This is a genomic window from Actinomadura sp. RB99, from assembly GCF_014706005.1.
Classification (GTDB): domain Bacteria; phylum Actinomycetota; class Actinomycetes; order Streptosporangiales; family Streptosporangiaceae; genus Spirillospora.
This window is the reverse complement of sequence record NZ_JABMCA010000045.1, coordinates 38289-61561: the sequence shown is the minus strand read 5'-3', so window position 1 is coordinate 61561 and position 23273 is coordinate 38289. Positions and strand designations below refer to the sequence as shown.

The window sequence follows — 23273 nt, the reverse complement described above, 5'->3', positions numbered from 1 at the left end:
GCCGATCTCCCGGACGATCCCGTCCGCCGCCGAGCGCCCCAGGCCCCGAGCACGACGAAGGGCGCGCGCCACAAGGCGCGCGCCCCCGGTCTGGTGGCCCCTCTCACGCGGACGGGGCCTCGACCGTTCGTCGGGTCCGTCCAGGTGGGCCGCCGCCCGGTCCCGCGTTCGAGCCGGGACGGGGCGGCGGCGTCACCTGATGTTCAGTCGCCGATGTGACCTCGGGTCACCGGCTGATTGCGGTGGCCTCGCTGTGGCCCTTGGCCCCGGCGTTGCCGGAGTCGCCGCCGCGGCCGCCGTTGCCGCCGCTGGTCTGCGAGGTGTTCCAGGCCTTGCCGCTGTCGCCGGTGTCCCCGGTCTTGCCGGAGTCACCGGAGGAGGCGAAGGCCAGCATCAGCGGACGGTCGCCGTGCTCGCCGCGCTCTTCGCCGCCCTTCTCGCCGTCCTTGTCGCCGTCCTTGTGGGGGCGGCTGATGTTCGCGGCCGTGTTGCCTCCGGTGGAACCGGAGTTGCCGGAGTTGCCCGTCTGACCGGACACGGCGATGTTCTTGCTCTCGGCGTTGCCGCCGTTCCCGCCCTTGCCGGTGTCGCCCGTCAGGGCGACGGTGTGGTCGCCCGAGTCGGCGGCGGCGTGGTCACCGGAGTCGGCGGCGTTGTCGTCACCGCCCCCGTTCGCGAGCCGGTAGCCCTCCTTCGAGGACTGCTCGTCGCTCTCCGCGCCGGTCGCGGCCTGGGCCTTGCTGTGCCCCTCGGCTCCGGCGTTGCCGGAGTCGCCGCCGCGTCCGCCGTTGCCGCCGCTGGTCTGCGAGGTGTTCGCGGCCGCACCCGAGTCGCCGGTCTTGCCGGTGTCGCCGGACTTGCCGGACGTGGCGGCGGCCGCGCACTTGCTCATCACGCAGACGTTGTAGCCGGTGTTCCCGCCGGTGGAGCCGGAGTTCCCCGAGTTGCCGGTCTGGCCGGAGAGGGCGGTGTTCTTGCTGTCGGCGTAGCCGCCGTCGCCGCCCTTGCCGGTGTCGCCGCTCTGCGACAGGGACTTGTTGCCGGAGGCCGCGCCGGCGGCGCCGCCGCCGTTCCAGCCGCCGTACGTCTTGGCGTAGGTCACGGCCGCGGACTCCGACTTGCCCTTCGCCAGGCTCTCGCCCGAGTCGCCGCCGCGGCCGCCGTGGCCGCCGGTGGTGCTCGAGGTGTTGAAGGCGTTCCCGCTGTCGCCGGTCTTCCCGGTCTTGCCGGAGTTCCCGGAGGACGCGAGGGCCACGCAGTCCGCCATGACGCAGAGGTTGCCGGCGGTGTTCCCGCCGGTGGAGCCGGAGTTCCCGGAGTTCCCGGTCTTGCCGGAGGCGGCGCCGTTCTGGCTGGTGGCGTTGCCGCCCTTGCCGCCGTGGCCGGTCTTCCCGCTGACGGCGGCGCTCTGGTTGCCCGAACCGGCGCTCGCATGGCCGTGGCCGTCGTGGCCGTCGTGGCCGTCCGCGGCCGCCTGTGCCGCGGCCTGCCCCAGGACGAAGACCCCGCTGATGGAGGCCGCGACCAGCAGACCGCGTTTGAGGTTGTCGATCATGAGGTGGTGCACTTCCCTTTCGGAGAACTGGAGCCCCCTCCGGTCGCCGACCTCAGCGAGGGGACTCGGTAGCGACGCCGACCAGGAGCGGTCAGGCGCCGTGTCCGTGAAGGGGGGTGACATGGGGGGAGGCGGGCTCGGGCCGGGGAACGCGAGGGCGGGCGGGTCGCTCGTGCCGCCTGGCCGGTGCCGCCTGGCACGTGCCGTTGACCTCGTATCGCCGACGCTCGCCGATCAATGCCCGCATCCGCCCGCTCCCGGTATGGCGACGGCATCGCCGCCCGTAGTTGATCATTCGCTCTCTGTGCAGGATAGCGCCGAAGTCCCAGGTCGCCGGGTATCCCTCCGCGACCGTGCGACGGGGTGTCGCAGGGGGCCGGGCACCGGACGGCACGTTCCCCGATGCGCCGCGAGGTCGGCACGGTTCAATCACAGAGGAGGAAGCGGCTCACCGCGCGGGCGGCGGCTCGGTCCTCGGGCCGCACCAGAGGGGGATGAACATGACGGGCGACGACGAAACCTTTGCGGGCGGCGCGGCGCAGGGCGCGGCGGGTGGCTTGGCGGGTGGCTCGAGGGTGACGGCGCCGGTGCCCGCCGGGTCGGACGCGCTCGAACCGGCGTCCTCCCAGCGCTGGAATGGAAGGGTGCTGCGGCTGGGCACCCGGACGTCGGCGCTGGCGATGGTGCAGGCCCGCGGAGTGGCCGCCCGGTTGCGGGAGTCGGCGAACGTGGCGGTCGAGGTGGCCGGCATCTCGACCGCCGGCGACCGGCACCGGGGGCACCTGGGCGAGCTCGGCGGCAAAGGCGCGTTCATGACGGAGATCGACCGGGCGCTGCTGACCGGCCGCGTCGACGTCGCGGTGCACTGCCTCAAGGACGTGCCCGGAGACGTCCCAAGGCCGGACGAGCTGGAATTCGCCGCGTACGTCGAACGCGACGACGCCGCCGACGTGATGCTGTTCCCGGCGGCGGGCGGGATCCGGCGCATGGCCGATCTCGCGCCGGGAGCACGCGTGGGGACGTCGGCGGTGCGGCGGCGCGCCCAGCTCGGTCGGATCCGTCCCGACCTGCGGATCGAGTTCCTGCGCGGCAACGTGGATTCGCGGCTGGAGCGGCTCGACTCCGGCGACGACCTCGACGCCGTCGTGGTCGCGCGGGCGGGCCTGACCCGCCTGGGAATCGACCGGCCGGGCGAGACCCTCGACCTCCTACCCGCCGTGGGATCGGGCGTCCTCGCCATCGACTGCCGCCGCGCGGACTCCGAGGTCGTGGACCTGGTGCGCCTGCTGGATCACCGGGAGACCCGGCTGTGCGTCAGCGCGGAACGCGCGATGCTGCACGACCTCCGGGGGCACTGCAACAGCCCGATCGCCGGCCACGCCCGCATCGAGCGCGACGGGCGGCTGAGCCTGCGCGGCATGGTGTTCACGCCGGACGGCTCGCGCTTCGTCCACGCGCAGGAGTGGTCCCCGCCGGAGAAGGGTGCGGATCTCGGCGTCCGCGTGGCCGGTGACCTGCTCCGCAAGGGCGCCGGGGACCTGATCGAGAGCATCCCGCACTGAGGGGCTTCGCGGCCCTTCTCGGGGAGTCGGCGTCGCTACTAGGGAGCGTCGTCCCGCCAAGGGTCGCCGACGCTCCTCAGGAGTTGTCGATCTCCCGGATGATCTGACCGCCCAGCTCCCGCTGGATGAGCGCCATCCCGCTCATCTCCGCCTCGGTGCCGTCCGCGTCGGCGTCCCCTTCCGGGTCCACCTCGTCGCTCTCGTCCACCGGGGACGGCTCGGGAGGCGGCGGCGGCTCGTCCGGCGGCGGTGGGAGCGGCCCCAGGTCCCCGGCCGCCGCGCCGCCCGCGCTGAACCCGTTCCTGCTGCTCGCCCCGTTCGACCCGTTCGAGCCGTTGGCGCCGTTCCCGCCGGAAGCCGGGCGCGGGACGGGATTCGAGGCCGGGCCGCCCTGCTGCGGCGCGTTTTGGCCCGTTCCGGCGCCGAAGCCGGACGGCGCCGACGAACCGAACCCGCTGGGGGACTGAGATCCGCCTGTGGCGGCCGACCCGAAGCCGCCCGAGGGGGCCGAACCGAACCCGCCACCGGACCCGCCACCGGATCCGAATCCGCCGCCTGAGCCGCCGTGGCCTCCGGGGCCGCCCGCGCCGGGCCGTCCACCGCCCGGTCCCGCGTTGGGCCCGGGGCCGCCCTGGCCCCGTCCGCCGCCCGCACCGCCGGACACCGTCTCGATCCGCCAGTCGACGCCCATCCGTTCCCGGAGCACCTCGCTGAGGATGACGTCGCGGTTGCCGTTGACGAACCCGAGACGGTTCCCCTCGGCGTCGAACGCGAGCGTGAGAACGCGTCCCTCGAGGGACGCCGGCCGCACGCCGGACATGATGACCATCCAGGTCGCGCGGCTCTTCTGCTTGACGGCCTCGATGATGTCCGGCCAGTACCGCTGCACCGTCGACACGTCCACCCCGCCGGTCGCGGCGGACGCCTGCCCAGCCGCACCACCGGCGCCTTGCCCACCAGCGTTCTGAGGTTGGGCTGCGGTGGAGCGGCGGTTATCCACAGAACTGCGTTCTGCTTCCGCCGGTGCGCGGGCGGGGTCGACACTGGAAGTGGGGTCGCCCCCCTGGGCGGGCGGGGGCTGCCTCACCCCAGACTCAGAAGACGCCCCGCCGCCAGCAGCGCCGCCGCTCGCAACGCCACTGCTCGCAACGCCACCGCCTGCAACGCCACCGCCTGCAACGCCACCGCCCGACGCACCCTCAGCCGCCGAGGCACCACCGGCCCCAGCGACACCACCGGTCGCCGATGCGCCAGCCGACGCAGATCCTCCCGCCGGAGCACCTCCCGCCGGGCCGTCTCCCGCAGAGACGCCCCCCGCAGAGGCGCCACCTGCCGGGCTCCCACCCGCAGGGCCGGCTTCCGCCGGGGCCGCGCCCGCCGGGACACTCCCTGCCGCAGTTCCCCCGACCGACGGCGCACCAGCCGCCGAAACGCCCGCCGACGAAATACCAGCCGACGGAGCACCCCCCGGAGCGCCTCCACCAGGCGCCCCTGCGGGTCCCGCCGACGGCGCGGACCCCGGACCCGGCGACGCGAACGGCGCGAAGGCCTGCGCCAAGCCGTCACCCGGCGCACCGCCCGGCCCGCCGCCGCCGAAGCCGCCCTGCGCGGCCTGGCGTTCGAGACGGTCGAGACGGGCGAACATGGACGCCTCGTCCTCGTACGCGGCCGGCAGCAGGATCCGGGCGCAGATCAGTTCGAGCAGCAGCCGCGGGGACGTGGCGCCGCGCATCTCCGTGAGCCCGGTGTGCAGCAGGTCCGCGGCCCGCGTCAGCTCCCCAGGTCCCATCGACGACGCCTGCCGCCGCATCTGCTCCAGCTCGTCCGGCGGGACGTTCAGCAGCCCCGAGCCGCCCGCCTCCGGCACGTTCGAGAGGATCACCAGGTCGCGGATGCGTTCCAGCAGGTCCGCGGTGAACCGGCGCGGTTCCTGGCCGCTCTCGATCACCCGGTCGATCGCGGCGAACACGGCGGCCCCGTCGCGGGCGGCGAACGCGGCGATGACCTCGTCCAGCAGGGTGGAGTCGGTGTAGCCGAGCAGCGAGACGGCCCGCGCGTAGGTGATGCCCTGCTCGTCCGACCCGGCGAGGAGCTGGTCGAGGATCGACAGGGTGTCGCGGGCGGACCCGGCGCCGGCCCGCACCGCGAGCGGCAGCGCCGACGCCTCGTACGGGACGTCCTCGGACGTGAGGATCTCCTCGACGAGCTCCGTCAGCACGCCCGGCGGGATCAGCCGGAACGGGTAGTGGTGCGTGCGGGACCGGATCGTCCCGATGACCTTCTCGGGCTCGGTGGTCGCGAACACGAACTTCAGGTGCGGCGGCGGTTCCTCGACGAGCTTCAGCAGCGCGTTGAAGCCCTCGCGGGTCACCATGTGCGCCTCGTCGATGATGTACACCTTGAAGCGCGCCGACACGGGCGCGAAGAACGCGCGTTCGCGCAGGTCGCGGGCGTCGTCGACGCCGCCGTGCGAGGCGGCGTCGATCTCGATCACGTCGATGTGGCCGCTGCCGGACGGGCCGAGCGCGACGCACGAGTCGCATTTGCCGCACGGGTCGGGCGTCGGGCCCAGCTCGCAGTTCAGGGAGCGGGCGAGGATGCGGGCGCTGGAGGTCTTTCCGCAGCCCCGCGGCCCGCTGAACAGGTAGGCGTGGTTGATCCGGCCGTTGCGCAGCGCTTGCTGGAGGGGCTCGGCGACGTGCTCCTGCCCCTTCAGCTCGGCGAAGGTCGCTGGCCGGTACTTGCGGTACAGAGCCAGACTCATCGGGGGTCCGCCCTCCCTCGAGAAGCAGAGCGTCACAGGCGCGGTGTCGCGGTCAAAGCAAGGGACCCCCCGCACACCCGCCAGAGCCTGCTTATCCTTGCTGCCTTCCGGCCCTGGGGAGGTTCACAGGGTGACGCCGTGCGAGGGGTCTGCACAGAGTCTATGGCATCAGCGGCGAGGGTCGGGACGGTTGCCGCGTACTCTCCCGCCCATGACCGACGCCACGCAGCAGACGCTCCTGCACATCGCCGAACGCCGCCACTGGGAATCCGCGCGGGACTCGGGTGTGTCGTACGCCATGTCGACGCTCGGCCGGACGCTCGACGAGGAGGGGTTCGTCCACTGCTCCTCCGACATGGGCCAGGTGGACGGCGTGCTCGGCCGCTTCTACGGCGCCGTCCCCCGCTCTGACCTGGTCCTGCTGGTCATCGACGTGGCGCGGCTGGACGCGCCGGTCCGCCACGAGTCGGTCGGCGACGAGGTCTTCCCGCACGTGTACGGGCCGATCCCGGTCTCCGCCGTAATTGATGTCAGGTCACTGCCCGAGAACCGGTAGGCTCTCCCGTGGAGGATTCGCCTAGTGGCCTAGGGCGCACGCTTGGAAAGCGTGTTGCGTGCAAGCGCTCGCGAGTTCGAATCTCGCATCCTCCGCCACCGGCGCGAGCCGAACGAAGGTCCCGACCGCACAGCGGCCGGGACCTTCGTCGTTTCCCGGTGCCGGCGGGCCGCCCGGGAGGGCGCCCGGCGAGGTCTCACTGAGTCGAATCGACGGTCCGGAGGCTTCGTCGTGCCTGGTAGCTGTGGGGAAACGCCACGGCGTACGACCGGGCGGGGATCGGGGCTGAGCATGGGAAACGGGAGCCTTCAGGGCAAGGTGGCCATCGTCACCGGCGGTGCGTCCGGGATCGGCGGGGCGGTCACGCGGCTGTTCGCCGAGCGCGGCGCCCGCGTCGTCGCGGTGGACCTCCAGCGGGACGCGGGCGAGGCGCTCGCGCTGGAACTGGGCGACGCGGTCGTCTTCCGGCAGGGGGACGTCTCGGACCGGGCCGTCGCGGACGGCGCCGTCGCCGCGGCCGTGGAGCGGTTCGGACGGCTCGACACGCTGATCAACAACGCGAGCGCGTCCCGCCAGAAGCCCTTCGAGGAGCAGACGGACGACGACTGGCGGCTGGCCATGGACACCGGCCTGTTCGCGACGCGCGACTTCATGCTGGCCGCGCTGCCGGAGCTGAAGAAGGCCGGCGGGGCGTCGATCGTCAACTTCGGGTCCGGGGCGGGACTGGACGGGCAGCCGAACCAGGCTTCCTACGCGGCGGCGAAGGAGGCGATCCGCGGGCTGAGCCGGGTCGCGGCGAACGAGTGGGCGGCGTACGGCATCCGGGTGAACGTGGTCTGCCCGATGGCGATGACGCCCGGAGTGGTGCAGTGGGCGGAGGCGCGGCCGGAGCAGTACGCGCAGTCGGCCGCCAAGGTGCCGCTGGGCCGGTTCGGGGACCCGGCGCTGGACGTCGCGCCGATCGTCGCGTTCCTCGCCGGTGACGACGCGCGGTACATGACCGGGCAGACGGTCATGGCCGACGGCGGCGCGATCAAGCTCCGCTGACGGCCATCCGCCGAGCCCCCCGCCGACGCCCCGGCCGCCCACGCCAAGCGGCCCACGCCAGGCCGTCCGCACCGCACCCGGTAGCGCCGCACCCAGAAGCGCCGCACCCGGACGCGGACGTGGCCGGGACGGGGTCCGTCCCGGCCACATCGGATGCCGTCTGATCAGGCGTGCTGCGGCACCTCGTCCTTCAGCCCCTGGCGGATCTCCTCGCGCAGTTCGGGGCTGTCCTCGTGCCCGTGAACGGACGCCGCGTGCTCGGCGGCCGCCCGTACCACCTCCTGCTCCTCGCCGGCGATGGTGAGCGTGCAGTTCATCTCGCTGGGGTAGTCCCTGCAGTCGGCTACCTTGCGCATGTCGGTTCCTCCCCTCACTGCCAGTCTCGGTCGGCGCGCGCCCGCCGGCGAATACGGGAAATCCCGTATGCGCGGTCTGGCGACAGGCCGCGAATGGCCGCCTTGTCCCCGTCTGACCAGGGAATTTACAGTGGAGGGATGACCGGCTCCGGGGAGGTCGGGCTGCGGCGGACGCTGGCGGTCGCCGACCTCCTGATCGACGCCGAGGACGAGCGGACGCTGCTCCCGGCGCTGCTGCCGCTGCTGCTCAGCGTGCTGCCGGGCGACAGCCTCGTGTGGTCGGTGCGCCCGGACGGCGCCGGGGGGCCGCTCACGGTCCCGGACGGGCTGCTGAGCCGCGACGCGCTGGCGGCGTTCGCGCGGCACAAGGCCGCCGATCCGCTGGTCGCGCACACGACGTCCGGGCCCGGCACGCCCCTCCTGCGCTCCGACCTGCAGTCGCGCGCCGAATACCACGCGCTCGCCGCCTACGCGGAGGTGTACCGGCCGCTCGGCGCCGAGCACCAGCTCGCGATGTCGTTCCCCGCCGGCTGGTCGGGGGACGAGCCGCGCAGCGTGTGCCTGGCGGTCAACCGGCGGCGCGGCGACTTCGGCGACGACGACCGGGCGGTCGCCGAGCTGCTGCGGCCCCGGCTCGCCCGGGCGATGCGGCGGCTCGCGCCGCCCGCGCGGGAGCGGGTGACCCGGCGGGAGGCCGCGGTCCTGGACCTGCTGGCCAGGGGCCTCACCGACCGGCAGATCGCGCGGCGGCTGGCGATCAGCCCGCGGACGGTCGAGAAGCACCTGGAGCACGCCTACCCGAAGCTGGGCGTGCACGGCCGGGTGGACGCGGCGACCACCTGGCTGTCCTCCGGCGGCGCCCGCCGGGGGCCGTCCGGGCCCCGTCCCGGGCCGCCGGACGCCCTGTGACGGCAGTTACTCACGGGGCCTCTGAGCTGCGGTGTAACTGGTTTACCAATCGGTGGAATGCGGTGACCGGGCCAGTCGGGGCACGTAGACTCGGGGCGTGATCTTCAAGGCGGTGGGCGAGGGAAGGCCCTATCCCGAGCACGGATTGTCGTCCCGGGACTGGGCCAAGATCCCCCCTCGCCAGGTCCGCCTGGACCAGCTCGTGAGCACCAAGCGGGAGCTGGACCTGCAGTCGCTGCTCGCGAAGGACTCCACGTTCTACGGCGACCTGTTCCCCCATGTCGTCCAGTGGAAGGGCGAACTCTACCTGGAGGACGGCCTGCACCGGGCGCTCCGGGCGGCGCTGCACCAGCGGCTCGTCCTGCACGCGCGCGTCCTGGACCTGGACGCCGTCGACATGACCGGCTGACCCGGTAACCGCCCCCGGGGCGGACCGCGTCAGCGGGTGCGGGCGGGTTCGGCGGCGGGCAGGCCCTTCGGCTCGACGAGACGGCCGTCCAGGACGTCCGAGCGCGGGGCCGGGCGGACGAAGCCGGGCCGGGCGGCGAGCATCCCGAAGACCAGTTCCGGCGCCACGAGGACGAGCAGCAGCGTCAGCGGGGCGTGCCAGCCGCCCGTCGCGCTGTGCAGGACGCCCATGGCGAGCGGGCCGAACCCGGCGAGCAGGTAGCCGCCGGTCTGCGCCATGCCGGACAGGCGCGCCGCGACGGACGGGCTCGGCGAGCGCAGGCTGAGCAGGGTGTAGGCGAGCGGGAACGCGCTGCCGGTGCCGATGCCGAGCACGACGGTCCACGCCCAGCCGGCGGCGGGCGCGAAGATCAGGCCGCCGATCCCGACGACCATGGTGAGCACGACGCCCGCGACGACGGCGCGCTGGTCGCGCAGCCGGGCGGCGAGCACGGGGACCACGAAGCCGAGCGGGATGCCGACGATCATCATCGTGGAGACCATCATCCCGGCGGTGGCGGGCGCGAACCCGGCGTCCTTCATGATCTCCGGCAGCCAGGACATCAGCACGTAGAACATCAGCGACGCCAGGCCCATGAACACCGCGACGAACCAGGCGGCGGGCGAGCGCAGCAGCGACCCCTCCCGCGCCGCAGGGCCGGCAGCGGGCGCAGAGGGCGCGGCGGGCCGGTCGGGGGAGCGGCGGCCGCGGAGCGCGAGCGGCCCCCAGGCGAGCGCCGCGACCAGCGACGGGACGGCCCAGACGGCGAGCGCGAGGCGCCAGCCGCCCGCGTCGTTCAGCGGGACGGCGAGCCCGGCGGCGACGGCGCCGCTGGCGGCCATCAGCATCATCGCGAGGCCGGTGAGGGACCCGACGCGGTTCGGGAACGCGCGCTTGATGACGGCGGGCATGAGGACGTTCCCCATCGCGATCCCCGCACCCGCTAGGACCGTTCCAACGAACAGCGGCAGCGGCGCCGCGACGACCCGCAGCAGGATCCCGGCCGTGATCAGCACGAGGGAGCCGGCGATGGCGGTCTCGGTGCCGAGCCGGCGCGCGGCGACGGGCGCCAGGGACGCGAAGACGCCGAGGCAGAGGACGGGCAGCGTGGTGAGGACGCCGACCTCGACCCCGGACAGGCCGAACGCGTCGCGCAGGTCGCCGAGCACCGGGGAGATCCCGGTGATGGCGGCCCGCAGGTTGATCGTCAGCAGCACCAGGCCGACGAGCGACCAGGCGGTCAGGGCACGGGGGACGGGGGTCGTTGCCGAGGTGTTCATGTCGCCTTCGTCATGCGCCGATGGGCGCGTCGAACCGGTCGGGGGACGGCGTGACGGGCGCGGGAGCCGGTCACGCCGGTGATCGTTGATGGGACGCGGCGAACCGCGTGATGCCGGACGCGCTCCGCCGCTAGGGCTCGCGCTCCTCCGGGGCCTCCGGGACCTTCGGCGCCTTGGGTGCCTTGGGCGCCTTGGGCGCCTTGGGCGCCTGCGCGGCCGGGGGCGCGGCTTTCCACGGGCCGGTGGAGGCGAGGATCTGGTCCAGGCAGGCATGGGTGGCCTGGGCGGCGGCGGCCGCGTCGCCCGCCTCCACCGCCGCGGCGATGGGGCCGTGCGGGACGTCCGCGTGCTCCAGGAGGGTGCCCGCCGCGCCGATGCTGGCCCTCAGGGCGGTGCTGAAGTCCCGGTAGAGGTCGGTGAGGACCTGGTTGTGGGTCGCCTCCACGACGGCGGTGTGGAACGCCAGGTCGGCCTCCACGAACGCGGCGTGCTCGCCCGCGGCCCACGCCGCGTCCCGGCGGCCGAGGGCGTCGGCGATGGCGGCGACGTCGGCGTCGGTGCGGCGCGCGGCGGCGAGCCGGGCGGCCTCGACCTCCAGGCCGCGCCGCACCTCCAGGATCTCGACGAGCTCGGCCGTCTCGAGGCGCCGCCGGACGGCGCTGGACAGCTCGCTCGTGGCCCGCACGTAGGTGCCGTCGCCCTGGCGGCTGTCGAGCAGTCCCGCGTGGGTGAGGGCCCGGACGGCCTCGCGGACGGTGTTGCGGCCGACGCCGAGGGTCTCCGACAGCACCGGCTCCGGCGGGATCTTCCCGCCGACCGGCCAGGAACCGCCGGTGATCTCGCCCCTGAGCTGCTCGATCACCTGGTCGACGAGCGACGACCGGCGGGCGGTGCGCAGCGTCACGGTCCCTCCTCGAGCCAGGGTGCGCCGACATCCGGTCAGCCAGTCATCCCATGTTTCCGTCACCATGGTACGACAGCCGCGCCGCCGCGTTTATTCCGGGGCGCCGCCCGGGTCCTCCGTGCCGGTCACACGCGCCGCAGGTCAGACCCGTCCGAGGTCGTGGTTCGCCTCCTGCGAGGGGGCGGCGTGCAGGCCCGCGGCCTCCAGCGCCTGCCGGTACGCCGCGGCGGCCGACTCGCTGTCCTGGACGAGCTCGAACAGCTCGCCCAGCTCCCGCAGCAGGTGCGCGGCGGGACGCCCGGCCGGCAGCGTCCTGAGCTGCTCGGACGCGGCGCGCAGCACGACCTGGGCCGCGGCGCGGTCGCCCTGCGCGACCCTCGCCCGCGCCAGGACGAGGCGGGCCAGGACGGTCTTCTGTGTGCGCGCGGCGAGGTCGTTGCCGGGATGCGGCGTGAGGGTGTTCGCCTTCTCGGGCGGCGCCAGAGCCATCCCCGTGTCCAGGAACTGCTCCAGCTCGGCGATGGCCTCGTCCAGTTCCCCCACGAGGACCAGCGCGCGCGCCTTGGCGATGGTGCTCTCGGTGGCCTCGGCCCCTTCGAGCGCGTCCGTTCCCCGCAGGAGCTCCAAAGCCTCCTGCGCGGCCTGGCGGGAGCCCTCGGCGCGCGGCTTCTCGATGCCCGGCACGCCCTCGCCCGGCGACACGACGTCCGCCCCAGCCGAGGGCGCCGGCTCTGAGAACGGCATGACGCCCCTCAGCAGCGCCTTCGCGGCGGCGAGGTCGAGACGCGCCTGCGCCTGCACGGGCGTCGCGTCGGTGCGGGCGGCCAGCGCCTGGTCGGCGAAGTACAGGGAATCGCCGATCGTCCCCTCCTCCAGCGCGCGCATGCTGGCGCGCTGGTAGTGGACGCTCGTGGACTCGTCGTCCTTGGAACCCTCCGGATACAGGAGCCGCCTACCGAGCTCGTGCGCGCGCGCCGGGTCGGAACGGTCGACATAGGCCAGCAGCAGGATCCTGCCCGCCTCGGTGTACTCCTGCCCCGCGGTGAGCCCGAGCTTGCCGAGCCGGTCCATCGCCCGCTCACCGAGCGCGATCGCCTGTCCGAGGTCGCCGACCGTGTGGTAGCAGCGCGCCAGCGCGATCACCGGCGGCAGCCAGCTCGCCCGCCCCGGGTCGCGTTCGGCCTGCTCGCGCAGCTCCTCGAACAGCGCGATCGCCTGGTCGGCGCGGCCCAGCTCCTCCAGGGCGCGGGCGCGGCCCCACCGGGCGCGGGATGTCAGGTCCGGATCGTCGCTGCGCGCGATCACCTCGTCGAAGCCCGACTCGGCGGTGCCCGGGTCGCCCCCCAGCAGCGCGAGGTGCGCATGGCGCTCCCGCACCTCCAGGTGCGCGCGCTGCTCCGGCTCGACGCCCTCGGCGAGGTACTCCGGCGTGCAGCCGAGCCGCTCGGCCAGCATGCGCAGGACCGTCGGCGTCGGAGTCCGCTTACCGGACTCGATCAATGAGATGTAGCTGTCGGAAAGGTCGTGACCGGCGAGCTGTGCCTGCGACAGGCGTCTGGTGAGCCGCAGGTTGCGGACACGTTCGCCGACATTGCCTGGACCCGGCATGTGGACTCACTTAGCGGAAGTAATCAGGCGGCTGGGGTGCCGACATGATTGCACATTGCGGGTTAACGCACATCGAGAGTAATGAAGCGGGACCCCCCGGACGGTCGCGGCACCTGTCGCCTCCGACGTTATCCGACGATCCCCGCAAGATCGCTGATTCCGCCGAGATTGCTCCACCACCCCCATTACGTCGGACCCTGGAGCGCCCGCAGCCACTCCTCCAGAAGGCGGTAATCGCCATCTCCCAACCCCGCGCGCGCGTCGACGCGATGCAGCAACGCCCGGCCCGGATGATGGACGGCCACCCAGGCACGGTCGGCATCGGAGATCTCGTCGTCGACCCAGGCGAACGCCCGTCCGGCCGCCCAGCCGACGAGGGTCCGCGTCTTCCAGTGCAGGCCGGCCCGCTCGTCCAACTCGTCCGCCTCGGACGGGTCCGGCCAGTCGACCACCGCCAGCTCCGGCAAACCCAGCCGGGGGGCTATGCATTCGTTGGCGTCGGACGTCCAGGTCGTCGCCCAGACCACCTCGCACGGCAGGGCCGCCAGGCGCGGGCCGTGCGCGAGATCGAGCCTTGACAGAAGCGGATGCGCGGCGGTTTCCCGCGTTTCTGGACGATCCGTCTCATACGTCGGGTACGGCCGCTGCGAACCGAACGGAATGAGCGGACCGTCGACGTCGAGGAACAGCAGCGGACGCCGCACCGAACCGGTCATGACCGGACCGTAGCGCCCGGAATCGGGCGGCGGCGGGAGGTGCGCCCGGGGTCAGTCGTCGGCGGTGGCGTTCTTGTTCGGGAAGATCATTTCGCAGACCTCGAGGTAGAGCTGCTCCGGATACGGCAGGTACGGGACGTTCGACAGCGCCTGCTCCTGGCCCGCGGACTCCAGGACGAACTCGCCGTAGCCGAGCATCCGGCCCGCGATCGTCCGCTTGAAGCTCATGTCAGTGACCTTCGCCAGCGGCATCATCGCGACCTTGCGGGTGATCAGGCCGGTGGTCAGCAGCATCCGCTGGTTCGTGATCACGAAGTAGTCGACCGACCATTCGGCGACCCGCCAGACGAACCAGGCGAGCAGGATCAGCCACGCCCACCAGATCCAGCTGATCACCGTGCCCGCCTGGCTGGCGACGGTGTTGCTCAGCACGCCCGCGACGATCAGCCCGCCGAGGACGAGCCCGACCGGGACCATCAGCACGGCCGGATGCCGGCGCACCGTGATCACCTGGTTCTCGTGCGGGAGGAGGTACTTGTTCACCGAGGCCGGGGCCGAGTCCCCCGGGGTCACCAGCCTCATCGCGGCCTCGGGCCGGAGCGGTGCCCATCGGGCGGGGCCGCCGCGGCCCTCGTCATGTGCTTGCTTGCGGGCACGGCTGCCTCCCGGAGCGTCGACCCACGGACCCCGGTTCAGTTTCGCACAGCCGCAACCCCCGGCAAAGCAAGGGCTATGGCGCGTTGTCGAGAGAAGATCGGCGCGCCCGGCGGCGCTTCTCGGCGGCGACCGTGGCGAGCACCTCCAGGTGCCGGCGCGCGATCCGCTCCACGAGGTCCGGGGAGGCTCCCCCGCACACCTCGTCCGCGCCGTGCCGCGCGGCGGACACGCACCGTTCCACGGTGTCGGACTGGTGGACTCCTTCGAACTCCTCGGTGAGCCGCTCGCCGATCGCGGCGTAGCGCGGCAGGTCGCCATCCCCTTGGTGAGTCATCGCGACTCCCTAGCCTCGCTCGCGCCGCCCGGTCCGTAACGGTCCCCTGTGCCGGGGCGGCGGAGGGGAACGCGCACTGACGTTCCGTAGCGCGTTCGTACCCCTTGCCACCAGGAACGAACATCCGGAACGCGGTGCACACTCGGATCGCTCTCCGCTGGCACCGCCGCTCCGCTAGGGGCGGCGGTCAGAACGCCGGTGGGGATCGCCTCCCGTGCTCCGGTCAGACGACGCCGTAGAGGCGGTCGCCGGCGTCGCCGAGGCCCGGCATGATGAAGCCCTGCTCGTTCAGGTGCGAGTCGATCGCGGCGGTGACGACGCGGATCGGCGCGGACGTCCCGGCGAACGCGTCCTCGAGGTACTTGAGGCCCTCGGGCGCGGCGAGCAGGCAGATCGCGGTGACGTCGTCGGCGCCGCGGTCGAACAGCAGCTTGATCGCGGCGGCGAGGGTGCCGCCGGTGGCGAGCATCGGGTCCAGGACGTAGCACTGCCGGCCGGACAGGTCGTCGGGCAGCCGGGTGGCGTACGTCTGGGCCTGCAGGGTGCCCTCGTCCCGGATCATGCCGAGGAAGCCGACCTCGGCCGTCGGCAGCAGCCGGGTCATGCCGTCCAGCATGCCGAGCCCGGCGCGCAGGATCGGCACCACGAGCGGCTTGGGGCTGGCCAGCTGGACGCCGTCGGTCTCCACCAGCGGGGTGGGCACGGTGACCGGGGCGACCCGGACGTCGCGGGTGGCCTCGTAGGCCAGCAGCGTGACGAGCTCGTCCGCCAGGCGGCGGAACGTGGGGGAGTCGGTGCGGACGTCCCGCAGCGTGGTGAGCTTGTGCGCGACGAGCGGATGGTCGACGGCGAGGGTCTGCATGCGCACACCGTAGCCCAAGGCCCGCGCGCGGCGGCCGGGCCGGCAATCTTGGATAGGACGCCATTGAGCTGGGCACCATGGCGTTATGAGCAGCGACAGCGAGCGGCGGCGGGAGCGCGCGGGCGAGCCCGCGCCCGATCCGCCCGGGCCGGGATCCGGCCCCGCGGAGAGCGCGCCGCCGGCTCCCGACTCCCTTGTCCCCCCGCCCGAACCCGTGCCGTTCCCCGTCGACGCCTCCGACGTCGACGAGGCGGTGAGGGATGTCACAGCGGGCCGCGAGCCCGGTGGCGAGGGCGACATCTCGCCCGAGCAGGTGCGCGAGCGGCTGCGCCGCCGGGCGATCTTCCTGCGGGAGCTGGCGGAGGCGCGGGAACTGCGCCGGCGCGTGACGCCGCACAGGTCACGGCGCGCCCGGATCCACGCGGCGCTGAGGCGCCGCACGTTCCGCATCAACTGAGCGGCGGGCCCGGAGGGGCCGCCCCCTTCGCGGGGGACCGGCAGGGATCGAGTAGGTTCGTCCCCTTGGGTACCGGAAAGCGGAGCCGACTCCCCGCTTCACCCGGCGGTGCGCCGCCGAGTTTGGCGGTGGGGCACGCGAGCACGCGCCGCATCTGCGACCATGCCCAGGCAGGAACGGCGCCGGTGGGGTGGAAATGACGGATGTGGACGCGACGGACTTCGCCGTCGTGGTGTACCGCGAGGACGACCGCTGGGAGGCCGAGATCCTCCCGGTGGCGCTGACCGAGGATCTCGCCGGGCTGATCCATGCCCTGCGGCAGCAGCCGAGCCTGGGCGGGACGATCGGGCTGGTGTCGGTGGGAGACGACTTCTTCGTGGCGATCCGCCTGCTCGGCGACGAGGTGATGGTGTTCCTGTCGGACGTCACGGCGTCGGTGGACTGGCCGCTCGCCGGCCAGGTCCTGGAGTACCTGGACATCCCGATCCCGGAGGACGAGGAGCTCGACCAGGTGCTGCCGGTCGGCGACATGTCGATCTTCGCGGACCTGGGGCTGGACGAGATGGAGCTCGGCGCGATCTCCGGCGACCTGGAGCTCTACCCGGACGAGATGCTGCTCAGCATCGCGGGCCGCGTCGGCTTCGCCCCCGCCTTCGAGCGCGCCCTCGACGCGGTGTCCTGACCCGTCACCTGAACCCGTGGGTGAGGGCGTAGGCGTTGAGCTGGGCCCAGTCGTCGCCGGCGTGGGTGTGCTGCGGGTCGATGCAGCCGAGGGTGAGCGGGCGCGGGACGTCGTAGTGCGGCGCCTTCAGCCGGGGCGCGCTCTCGAAGTCGAGCACCTCGGCGATGTTGCGGGCGGCGGCGTCCCGCACGGACAGCGGTTCGAGGCCCCAGCGCCACTCGATCGCCTTCAGCACGGACGTGTGGTCGTAGACCTCGTGGGCGATGGCGCCGCGCCGGGCGCGCGGTGAGATCAGCAGGCAGGGGACGCGGAAGCCGCGCAGGCCGGTGCCGAGGTCGGGACGCGGGTCCGGGCCGGCCGGCGGCGGGACGTGGTCGAAGAACCCGCCCCACTCGTCGTAGTTGATCACCAGCAGGGTGCGGGCCCAGTTCGGCGAGTCGATGATCGCCGTGTAGACCTTGTTGAGGAAGCTCTGGCCGAACCGGATGTCGGCGAGCGGGTGCTCGTCCTCCGACATTCCGGGCAGCGCCTCGCCGACGAAGCCCGGCTCGACGAAGCTGACGGCGGGGAGCCTGCCGTGCTTGGCGTCGTCGTAGAAGTAGTTGATGTGGCGGCTGATGTCGAGGTGCTTCAGGCCCCACAGCGCGGTGAACGGCACGTCGCTGAAGTAGTAGTGCGCGGGGATCTTCTTCTCCTTCAGCCGGTCCCAGACCGTGGTGAGCTCGGAGAAGGTGAAGGTGTTGGAGATCCGGTCGGTCTGCCCGGCGTGCTGGAAGATCCGGTTGGGGAACGTGGACGACATGATGGCGGCGAAGTAGCGGTCGCAGAGCGTCCAGTCGAGGGCGGCGCGGCCGTGGAAGCCGAGGTCGGGTCCCTTGAAGTAGCCGATGGAGAAGACGTCGTTCTCGCCGGCGCGGAGCCACCCGTCGCAGGCGCCGCCGTTGTACTCGGTGCGGCCGCCCTCGTAGGAGTGGTCGGGGTCGTTGAAGCCGCACCCGTAGGGGACCGTCAGGTGGTGGGTGTCGTGCGCGTCGCCCTGCGCGTCGGTGAACGTGAGCCCGGCCTGCTTGCCGTCGGCGCCGGGGACCCAGCCCATGTAGTGGTCGAAGGACCGGTTCTCCATCATGACGACGACGATGTGGTCGATGCCGGAGTCGCCGGGGTCGGGGAGCGGGGAGACGGGCGCCCGGACGGTCGCCGCCGCGTCGGCCGCCGTCCCGGCCGCACCGCTCGCCGCGATGAGCGCGGCGGCCCCGGCCGTTCCCGCCAGGAACCCGCGCCTCGTCAGTTCGTCCTTGCCCATGGTGCTCCTCCCGCCGCCCGGCCGGTGAGAAGTATCACGATCATTGGGGCACCAGGGGAAGAACCGGAGTGGACCACCATGGGACAAAACCCGAAATATCCTCATGACCGAAAGCGCGCGAGGGGTGTGACCGGAGCAACCCCGTGGGTCACAATGAGCAGGTGCCGTACTTCGCCGCCGTGTTCGCGCAGAGCCCGCAGGGCTGGGTCGGGACCGAGGCCGTGCTCGCCGAGGCCGAGCACGTCGACGACGTCGCCGACCTGATGCGGGAGGCCGCCGTCGAGTCCTACGGCGACCCGGTCGTCCTGCTGGTCGAGCAGGACGACGACTGGTTCGCGGTCGTCCGGCTGGACGGGGACGACGAGCCCCGCGCGTACGTGTCGACCGTCCGCGAGGACGGGCTCGCCGCCCTCTTCCACCAGCTCGTCGGGGAGGTCCCGGACGGCGACGCCGGCGGCGACCCGGCGCTGCTGGAGGACCTCGGGATCGCCCCGGAGCAGCTCAGCGACCTGGGCGAGCGGGCCCTGCCCGGGGACGCGCTGCTGGCCGTCGCCGAGCGCGCCGGGTTCGGCGAGGAGTTCGACCGCCTCCGTGACTGACCCCGTGACCGGCCCCGCCGCCGAACCGGACGAGGAGTTCGGCGCGGCGATGCGCCGGGCGCTGGACGAGGCGCGCGCCGCCGCCGCCGACGGCGAGATCCCGGTCGGCGCCGTGGTTCTGGACGGCTCCGGCACGGTGATCGGGACCGGCCGCAACGACCGGGAGCGGAGCGCCGACCCGACCGGGCACGCGGAGATCGTCGCGATGCGGGCCGCCGCGAGGGCGCGCGGCGAGTGGCGGCTGTCCGGCTGCACGCTCGTGGTGACGCTGGAGCCGTGCACGATGTGCGCCGGCGCGTCCGTCCAGGCGCGGGTGGACCGGGTCGTCTACGGGGCGGTCGACCCGAAGGCGGGCGCCGTCGGGTCGCTGTGGGACGTCGTCCGGGACCGCCGCCTCAACCACCGGCCCGAGGTGTTCGCGGGCGTGCTGGCCGCGGAGTGCGGCGCGCTGCTCTCCGAGTTCTTCGTACGCCGCAGAGTCCGGTAGGCTTCCCCGCGGTGGTGTCGCCTAGTGGACGAGGGCGCACGCCTCGAAAGCGTGTGAAGTGCAAGCTTCCGTGGGTTCGAATCCCACCACCACCGCCACCCGGCCATGACCTGGCCAGCACGAGGGGCGGGACCTGTGGTCCCGCCCCTCGTGCTTTGTCGTCCGCCGCCCGCCCCGATCAGCGCGCGGGCAGCTTGAGCAGTGCCGTTGCGAGCCGGCCGGCGTAAGCGGCCTCGTTCTTCGCGGCGACCTCCGACTGCTCGCCGTCACTGATGCTGATGTCGGCCGTGAGATTGTCGACGCGGAACATCAACTGCGGCGCATCGAAGGGGTTCGAGGCGTCGATGTAGTGCCCCTCGTCCCCTATTCCGGAGACGGGGTCGCCACTACCCGCGCTCATCACGGCCGCGTGCGCGTTGGCGGTTCCCGACTCCCCGTCCTTCTCGCCGTACCGCTTGAACTCGACGGTGATGCTCCCCCGGTCGGCGAAGTCCTTGGGCAGGACCGACCAGGTGCACTGCACCGAGTCCTTGGTGCCCGGCGGACTCTTCGTCGGAGAGACCTCCGCGCCCTGGACGCTGGGTGCCGGGAGACGGTCGCAGGCGGGGGGCGCGGAGAACCTCCCCTCGTTCACCCGGGTCCCCGTGGCGTTCTGCAGCAGGAACCAGCCGCCCGCGACCACGGCGAGGATCGCGGCCGTCGCCAGGAGCCAGGCCCTCAGGGACATCGGCGAACCCTGGTCCACGGCGACCGTCGGAGGCGCCGGGGCGGCCGGTGCCTCCGTGACCGGCCTCGTCCGGAGGCCAGGGGGCGGAGGTGAAGGCGGGGGCAGCACCGCCCCGGGCGCCGCCCCCGACCCCGGAGGCGGAACCTGGCCCGGAGGCGGGGCCTGGCCCGGGGGCGGGATCTGGCCCGGGGGCGGGATCTGCGCCGGAGGCGGGATCTGCGCCGGAGGCGGAACCTGGCCTGGAGACTGGGCCTGGCCCGGAGGCGGGGCCTGTGCCGGGATCGGCGGTCGCGCCTCCGGCCGGGACGCGGGAACGGCACGGAGCCGCTCGGCGACGGCCAAGGCGTCCGGGGGCCGGTCCTGCGGATCCTTGGCCAGCAGCGCGTGCACGAGATCGTCGAGCTCTCCGGGCACGTCCGGACGCACCTCGCGCGGCCTGGGCGGATCGCTGAGGACGATCTCGCGGATCAGCGCGTGCAGGCTGTCCCCGTTGAACGGCGTCCGGCCGGTGAGCAGCGCGAACAGCACCCCGCCCAGCGCGTACAGATCCGTCTGCGGCGTCGGCTCGTGCGCCTTCTCGAACTGCTCGGGCGCCATGTACGCGGGCGTCCCGAGGATCGCGCTGCCGGTCAGTTCCGTGACCTGGTCGGCGTACCGGGCGATGCCGAAGTCCATGACGGTCACCCGGTCACCGGGGTGGGCCATCACGTTGGCGGGCTTGACGTCGCGGTGCACCACCCCGCGCTGGTGAGCCGCGTGCAGCGCGTCGGCGATCCCCTCCGTCAGCCGCATCGCCCGGTCGACCGGCAGGCCCTGCGGGTGGCGCTTCAGCACCGCGGACAGGTCCTCACCGTCGAGGAGCTCCATCACCAGGAACAGCAGGTGCTCGTCCTCGCCCGCGTCATGGACGACGACGATCCCCGGGTGGCGGAGCCGGGCCATGATCTCCGCCTCCCGGCGGAACCGGTCGGCCAGCCGGGCGTCCGTCCCCGCCGGCGACGTGAGGATCTTGACCGCGACCGGCCGGCCGAGCCGCTCGTCCAGGCCGCGCCATACCTCGCCCATCCCGCCGCGTCCCAGGAGGGCGTCGAGCCGGTACCTGTCCGCCAGTCTCAGCCCGGTGCGCACTGCCCCTCCCCTGGCCGTCCCGCGAGCATCCGATCATGGATACACCGCCGGACGCCCCCTTTTCCAGAGATCGACCGGACCGCCGGGCCGACGGTGCGGCGGCTGCTCTCGCGCGGGCGGCGTCAGCCGACGGTGACGAGCGCCACCCCCGCCACCGCGATCGCCATCCCGACGCGCTGCACGGCGCGGAGCCGCTCGCTGTAGGCGATCCTCGCCAGCATCACCGTGATGGCCGGGTAGAGCGACGTCAGGACGGTGACGAGGCTCAGCAGACCGTCCTGGACGGCCAGGTAGTACAGGGCGTTGGCGCCGGAGTCGAGGATGCCGGACAGCAGCGCGAGGCCGATCAGCGCCCGGCCGCTCACCCACGGGCCCCGGTCGCCGCCGCGCGTCCGCAGGGCGATCAGCAGCGCCGTGGACACGACGGTCAGTGTGCCGACGCGGGCGGTGGCGATCGGCCAGAGCCCGGCGCCGTCCCCGGCCGCCTTCAGCACGATGAAGAAGACGCCGAAGCAGGACCCGGACACCAGCGCCATCAGCGGGCCGCTGTCCAGCGGCCGGCGGACGAGCGAGGCGGTCCCGGACGGCTCGGCCTCCCCGCCCTTCTCCATGCTGACCAGGGCGATCGCGAGCAGGCACAGCAGGACGCCGAGCAGGGCGGTCTCGTCCAACCGCTCGCCGCGCAGGACGCCGGCGCCGACCGGCAGGACCGCGGAGGCCAGCGCGGACACCGGGGCGACGACGTTCATCGGGCCGCGGGCGAGCGCGCGGTAGAAGGTGATGAGGCCGACGCCGCCGGTGAGCCCGCCGAGGAAGCCCCAGGCCATCGGGCCGGGCGCGGGCGCGCCGCCGGCCAGCAGCGCGGCCGCGACGGCGACGCACAGGCCCATCGGGGCGGACAGCGTCAGGGTCTTCAGCGCGGTGGACCGGCGCGAGACGGCGCCGCCGAGGAAGTCGGCGACGCCGAACGCGACGGCGGTGACGAGGGCGAGGGCGGTGACCATCACGCCCCGCCGACGAGCCGGCTCTCGATCCGGACGTCCGGGGAGATCTCGCGGAGCCGGGCGGCGAGGTCGTCGCCGGCGGCGTGCAGCCGCTCCAGCGGGTAGGGCGCGAGGCGCTCCAGCAGGAACAGGCCGTTCTTGGTGGTCTCGGTGAGCCGGGTCCGGACGCACTGCCGCCAGTTCCAGCGCCGGCAGGTGACGCCCGCGTCGTCGCGCCAGACGACCTCGCCGGCGTCCGGGTGCTCCACGGCGGGCTCACCGGCGGCGATCACGTCGAACGGCTCGTCGCCGGTGGCCCTGACCAGCCGGGCGGGGCCCTGGTAGGCGTCGAGGTCCTCGCCGCCGATCGGCAGGGCGTGGGCGACGCTGACGGCGTTGTAGGCGTCGACGACCTTGTTGATCGCGGGGAGCGCGTCGGCGCGGCGCAGCAGGGCGTCCACGGACGGGCGGGTCCGCTTCGGCTTCGCGCCGAACGCCCGGTACGCCTCGTGCCACGCCTCGACGTGCGGGTCCGCGGCGTCGGCGCGCTCGCCCGCCTCGCGCAGCCAGCCCTCGGAGACCGCGTCGCTCGGCCCGTTGTGCAGCCCCTCGGCGGTCATGACGAGCACGGCGAAGTCGGGACGGAGCTCCCGCACGGCCTCGTCCACGGTGATCCGCTCCAGCATCCCGGTGCTCCCCTTCTGACGGTCATTTAAGTGAACTCGGAAGTTCATCATACCGACCGAGGGGGCGTCCCGGGAAAGCCGTTATCTCCAACACGCGGAAGCGGCCGGTTGTTCTCGCCGGTTGTTCTCCCTGCGGGCCGGCATCCGCCCGGTCAGTCGGGGAGGGTCACTCGGGGCCGGGCGCGCCGGGCCGATCGTCCGGCTCGGGGAGCGCGCGGACCAGGTCGAGCAGGCGCCACAGGTCCGGCAGGACGCCGTCGAGGCCGGTCTCGGCGAGCGCGGCGGCCGCCCGCTCCAAGTAGGGCCGCCGGGCGGCGACGATGCGCTCGACGAGGTCCCGGCCGTCCGGGGTGAGGGTGAGGTCGGTCCGGCGGCCGTCGCGGGGCGAGGGGCGGCGGTCGATCCAGCCGGCCGCGGCGAGGCGGTCGGCGAGGCGGCTCGGATGGCCGGGGTCGGCGGCCATCCGGGCGCCGAGGTCGGCGATGGAGACCGGCTGCTCGTCGCCGATGATCAGCAGCGCCTCGGCCTGGACGGCGGTGACGCCGAGGGGCCGCAGCAGGTGGTTGAACCGCCGCTCGACCTCGCGTTGCGCGGTCTTCAGGGCCATGAGCAGTTCGAGTACGGGCTCCACGGGGGGAGTCTATTGCGTTATGTGTCATGACA

General features: G+C 73.4%; 24 protein-coding genes, 2 tRNA genes and 1 other RNA gene. 11 read left to right on the top strand and 16 right to left on the bottom strand.

Going from position 1 to position 23273, the window contains the following annotated elements:
• Positions 1-226: 226 nt before the first annotated feature.
• On the bottom strand, positions 227-1555 hold the full coding sequence (locus amrb99_RS32170) for a hypothetical protein (protein WP_190863180.1): 1329 nt from the start codon (positions 1553-1555) through the stop codon (positions 227-229).
• Positions 1556-2130: 575 nt separating this feature from the next.
• On the opposite strand from amrb99_RS32170, the gene hemC reads away from it, so the two are divergent.
• Positions 2131-3117, top strand: a complete 987-nt coding sequence (gene hemC / locus amrb99_RS32165) for a hydroxymethylbilane synthase (RefSeq protein ID WP_206700183.1) — start codon at positions 2131-2133, stop codon at positions 3115-3117.
• Positions 3118-3193: 76 nt separating this feature from the next.
• On the opposite strand, the gene amrb99_RS51590 is transcribed toward hemC, so the two are convergent.
• Both amrb99_RS51590 and ffs read right to left on the bottom strand, forming a co-directional pair.
• Positions 3194-5881, bottom strand: a complete 2688-nt coding sequence (locus amrb99_RS51590; RefSeq protein ID WP_190863176.1) for a DNA polymerase III subunit gamma and tau — start codon at positions 5879-5881, stop codon at positions 3194-3196.
• A 57-nt stretch (positions 5882-5938) separates the two neighbouring features.
• An RNA gene (gene ffs, locus amrb99_RS32155) (signal recognition particle sRNA small type) lies at positions 5939-6034 on the bottom strand.
• Positions 6035-6092: 58 nt separating this feature from the next.
• Between ffs and amrb99_RS32150 the strand changes: the two genes are divergently transcribed.
• The 3 genes from amrb99_RS32150 to amrb99_RS32140 all read left to right on the top strand — a co-directional run bounded on the left by amrb99_RS32150 (position 6093) and on the right by amrb99_RS32140 (position 7484).
• Positions 6093-6437: a DUF952 domain-containing protein gene (locus amrb99_RS32150; RefSeq protein WP_190863174.1), complete on the top strand. Its 345-nt coding sequence runs from the start codon at positions 6093-6095 to the stop codon at positions 6435-6437.
• Between the two features lie 10 nt (positions 6438-6447).
• Positions 6448-6535, top strand: a tRNA-Ser gene (locus amrb99_RS32145).
• 193 nt (positions 6536-6728) lie between these two features.
• The gene (locus amrb99_RS32140) at positions 6729-7484 is read left to right on the top strand and encodes an SDR family NAD(P)-dependent oxidoreductase (RefSeq protein ID WP_190863172.1); all 756 of its coding nucleotides are present in this window, start codon (positions 6729-6731) and stop codon (positions 7482-7484) included.
• A 164-nt stretch (positions 7485-7648) separates the two neighbouring features.
• On the opposite strand, the gene amrb99_RS32135 is transcribed toward amrb99_RS32140, so the two are convergent.
• Entirely contained in the window at positions 7649-7840 is a 192-nt protein-coding gene (locus amrb99_RS32135; protein WP_190863170.1) for a DUF1059 domain-containing protein, read from the bottom strand.
• Positions 7841-7978: 138 nt separating this feature from the next.
• Between amrb99_RS32135 and amrb99_RS32130 the strand changes: the two genes are divergently transcribed.
• Together amrb99_RS32130 and amrb99_RS32125 are read left to right on the top strand one after the other, a co-directional pair.
• On the top strand, positions 7979-8749 hold the full coding sequence (locus amrb99_RS32130) for a helix-turn-helix transcriptional regulator (RefSeq protein WP_190863168.1): 771 nt from the start codon (positions 7979-7981) through the stop codon (positions 8747-8749).
• A gap of 97 nt (positions 8750-8846) precedes the next feature.
• Complete coding sequence (locus tag amrb99_RS32125; RefSeq protein ID WP_151542554.1) at positions 8847-9158, top strand: type II toxin-antitoxin system VapB family antitoxin; 312 nt, start codon at positions 8847-8849, stop codon at positions 9156-9158.
• A gap of 29 nt (positions 9159-9187) precedes the next feature.
• Here amrb99_RS32125 and amrb99_RS32120 read toward each other — a convergent pair whose 3' ends face one another.
• The 7 genes from amrb99_RS32120 to upp form a co-directional block, all read right to left on the bottom strand.
• Entirely contained in the window at positions 9188-10477 is a 1290-nt protein-coding gene (locus tag amrb99_RS32120; RefSeq protein WP_190863166.1) for an MFS transporter, read from the bottom strand.
• Between the two features lie 130 nt (positions 10478-10607).
• Positions 10608-11381 (bottom strand): FCD domain-containing protein, encoded by a 774-nt coding sequence (locus amrb99_RS32115; protein WP_190863164.1) that lies wholly within the window; start codon positions 11379-11381, stop codon positions 10608-10610.
• Between the two features lie 141 nt (positions 11382-11522).
• Positions 11523-12989 (bottom strand): helix-turn-helix transcriptional regulator, encoded by a 1467-nt coding sequence (locus tag amrb99_RS32110; protein WP_190863161.1) that lies wholly within the window; start codon positions 12987-12989, stop codon positions 11523-11525.
• Positions 12990-13174: 185 nt separating this feature from the next.
• Positions 13175-13705 carry an HAD domain-containing protein gene (locus amrb99_RS32105; RefSeq protein WP_190863159.1) on the bottom strand — a complete coding sequence of 177 codons (531 nt, stop codon included), beginning with the start codon at positions 13703-13705 and terminating at the stop codon, positions 13175-13177.
• Positions 13706-13756: 51 nt separating this feature from the next.
• Positions 13757-14287, bottom strand: a complete 531-nt coding sequence (locus tag amrb99_RS32100) for a PH domain-containing protein (protein WP_151540952.1) — start codon at positions 14285-14287, stop codon at positions 13757-13759.
• 148 nt (positions 14288-14435) lie between these two features.
• On the bottom strand, positions 14436-14696 hold the full coding sequence (locus amrb99_RS32095) for a hypothetical protein (protein WP_190863158.1): 261 nt from the start codon (positions 14694-14696) through the stop codon (positions 14436-14438).
• A gap of 223 nt (positions 14697-14919) precedes the next feature.
• Complete coding sequence (upp, locus tag amrb99_RS32090) at positions 14920-15558, bottom strand: uracil phosphoribosyltransferase (RefSeq protein WP_190863156.1); 639 nt, start codon at positions 15556-15558, stop codon at positions 14920-14922.
• An 85-nt stretch (positions 15559-15643) separates the two neighbouring features.
• Here upp and amrb99_RS32085 point away from each other — a divergent pair, with 85 nt between their 5' ends.
• Both amrb99_RS32085 and amrb99_RS32080 read left to right on the top strand, forming a co-directional pair.
• Positions 15644-16015, top strand: a complete 372-nt coding sequence (locus tag amrb99_RS32085; RefSeq protein WP_190863228.1) for a hypothetical protein — start codon at positions 15644-15646, stop codon at positions 16013-16015.
• 196 nt (positions 16016-16211) lie between these two features.
• On the top strand, positions 16212-16697 hold the full coding sequence (locus amrb99_RS32080) for a tRNA adenosine deaminase-associated protein (protein WP_190863154.1): 486 nt from the start codon (positions 16212-16214) through the stop codon (positions 16695-16697).
• Between the two features lie 4 nt (positions 16698-16701).
• Here the strand turns inward: amrb99_RS32080 and amrb99_RS32075 are convergent, their stop codons facing one another.
• Complete coding sequence (locus tag amrb99_RS32075; protein ID WP_190863152.1) at positions 16702-18000, bottom strand: alkaline phosphatase family protein; 1299 nt, start codon at positions 17998-18000, stop codon at positions 16702-16704.
• A 143-nt stretch (positions 18001-18143) separates the two neighbouring features.
• Between amrb99_RS32075 and amrb99_RS32070 the strand changes: the two genes are divergently transcribed.
• From amrb99_RS32070 to amrb99_RS32060, 3 genes are all read left to right on the top strand, one after another.
• Entirely contained in the window at positions 18144-18599 is a 456-nt protein-coding gene (locus amrb99_RS32070; protein ID WP_347256945.1) for a tRNA adenosine deaminase-associated protein, read from the top strand.
• Positions 18600-18648: 49 nt separating this feature from the next.
• Complete coding sequence (tadA, locus tag amrb99_RS32065; protein WP_190863217.1) at positions 18649-19086, top strand: tRNA adenosine(34) deaminase TadA; 438 nt, start codon at positions 18649-18651, stop codon at positions 19084-19086.
• A 10-nt stretch (positions 19087-19096) separates the two neighbouring features.
• A tRNA-Ser gene (locus amrb99_RS32060) sits at positions 19097-19184 on the top strand.
• Between the two features lie 80 nt (positions 19185-19264).
• Here amrb99_RS32060 and amrb99_RS32055 read toward each other — a convergent pair.
• The 4 genes from amrb99_RS32055 to amrb99_RS32040 all read right to left on the bottom strand — a co-directional run bounded on the left by amrb99_RS32055 (position 19265) and on the right by amrb99_RS32040 (position 23241).
• Entirely contained in the window at positions 19265-20941 is a 1677-nt protein-coding gene (locus amrb99_RS32055; RefSeq protein WP_190863148.1) for a serine/threonine-protein kinase, read from the bottom strand.
• A 122-nt stretch (positions 20942-21063) separates the two neighbouring features.
• Positions 21064-21945: a DMT family transporter gene (locus amrb99_RS32050; RefSeq protein ID WP_190863146.1), complete on the bottom strand. Its 882-nt coding sequence runs from the start codon at positions 21943-21945 to the stop codon at positions 21064-21066.
• The gene (locus tag amrb99_RS32045; RefSeq protein WP_190863143.1) at positions 21945-22610 is read right to left on the bottom strand and encodes a phenylalanine--tRNA ligase beta subunit-related protein; all 666 of its coding nucleotides are present in this window, start codon (positions 22608-22610) and stop codon (positions 21945-21947) included. Before amrb99_RS32045 ends, amrb99_RS32050 begins: the two co-directional genes overlap by 1 nt.
• Positions 22611-22776: 166 nt before the next feature.
• Positions 22777-23241: a MarR family transcriptional regulator gene (locus amrb99_RS32040; protein WP_190863140.1), complete on the bottom strand. Its 465-nt coding sequence runs from the start codon at positions 23239-23241 to the stop codon at positions 22777-22779.
• Positions 23242-23273 lie beyond the last annotated feature (32 nt).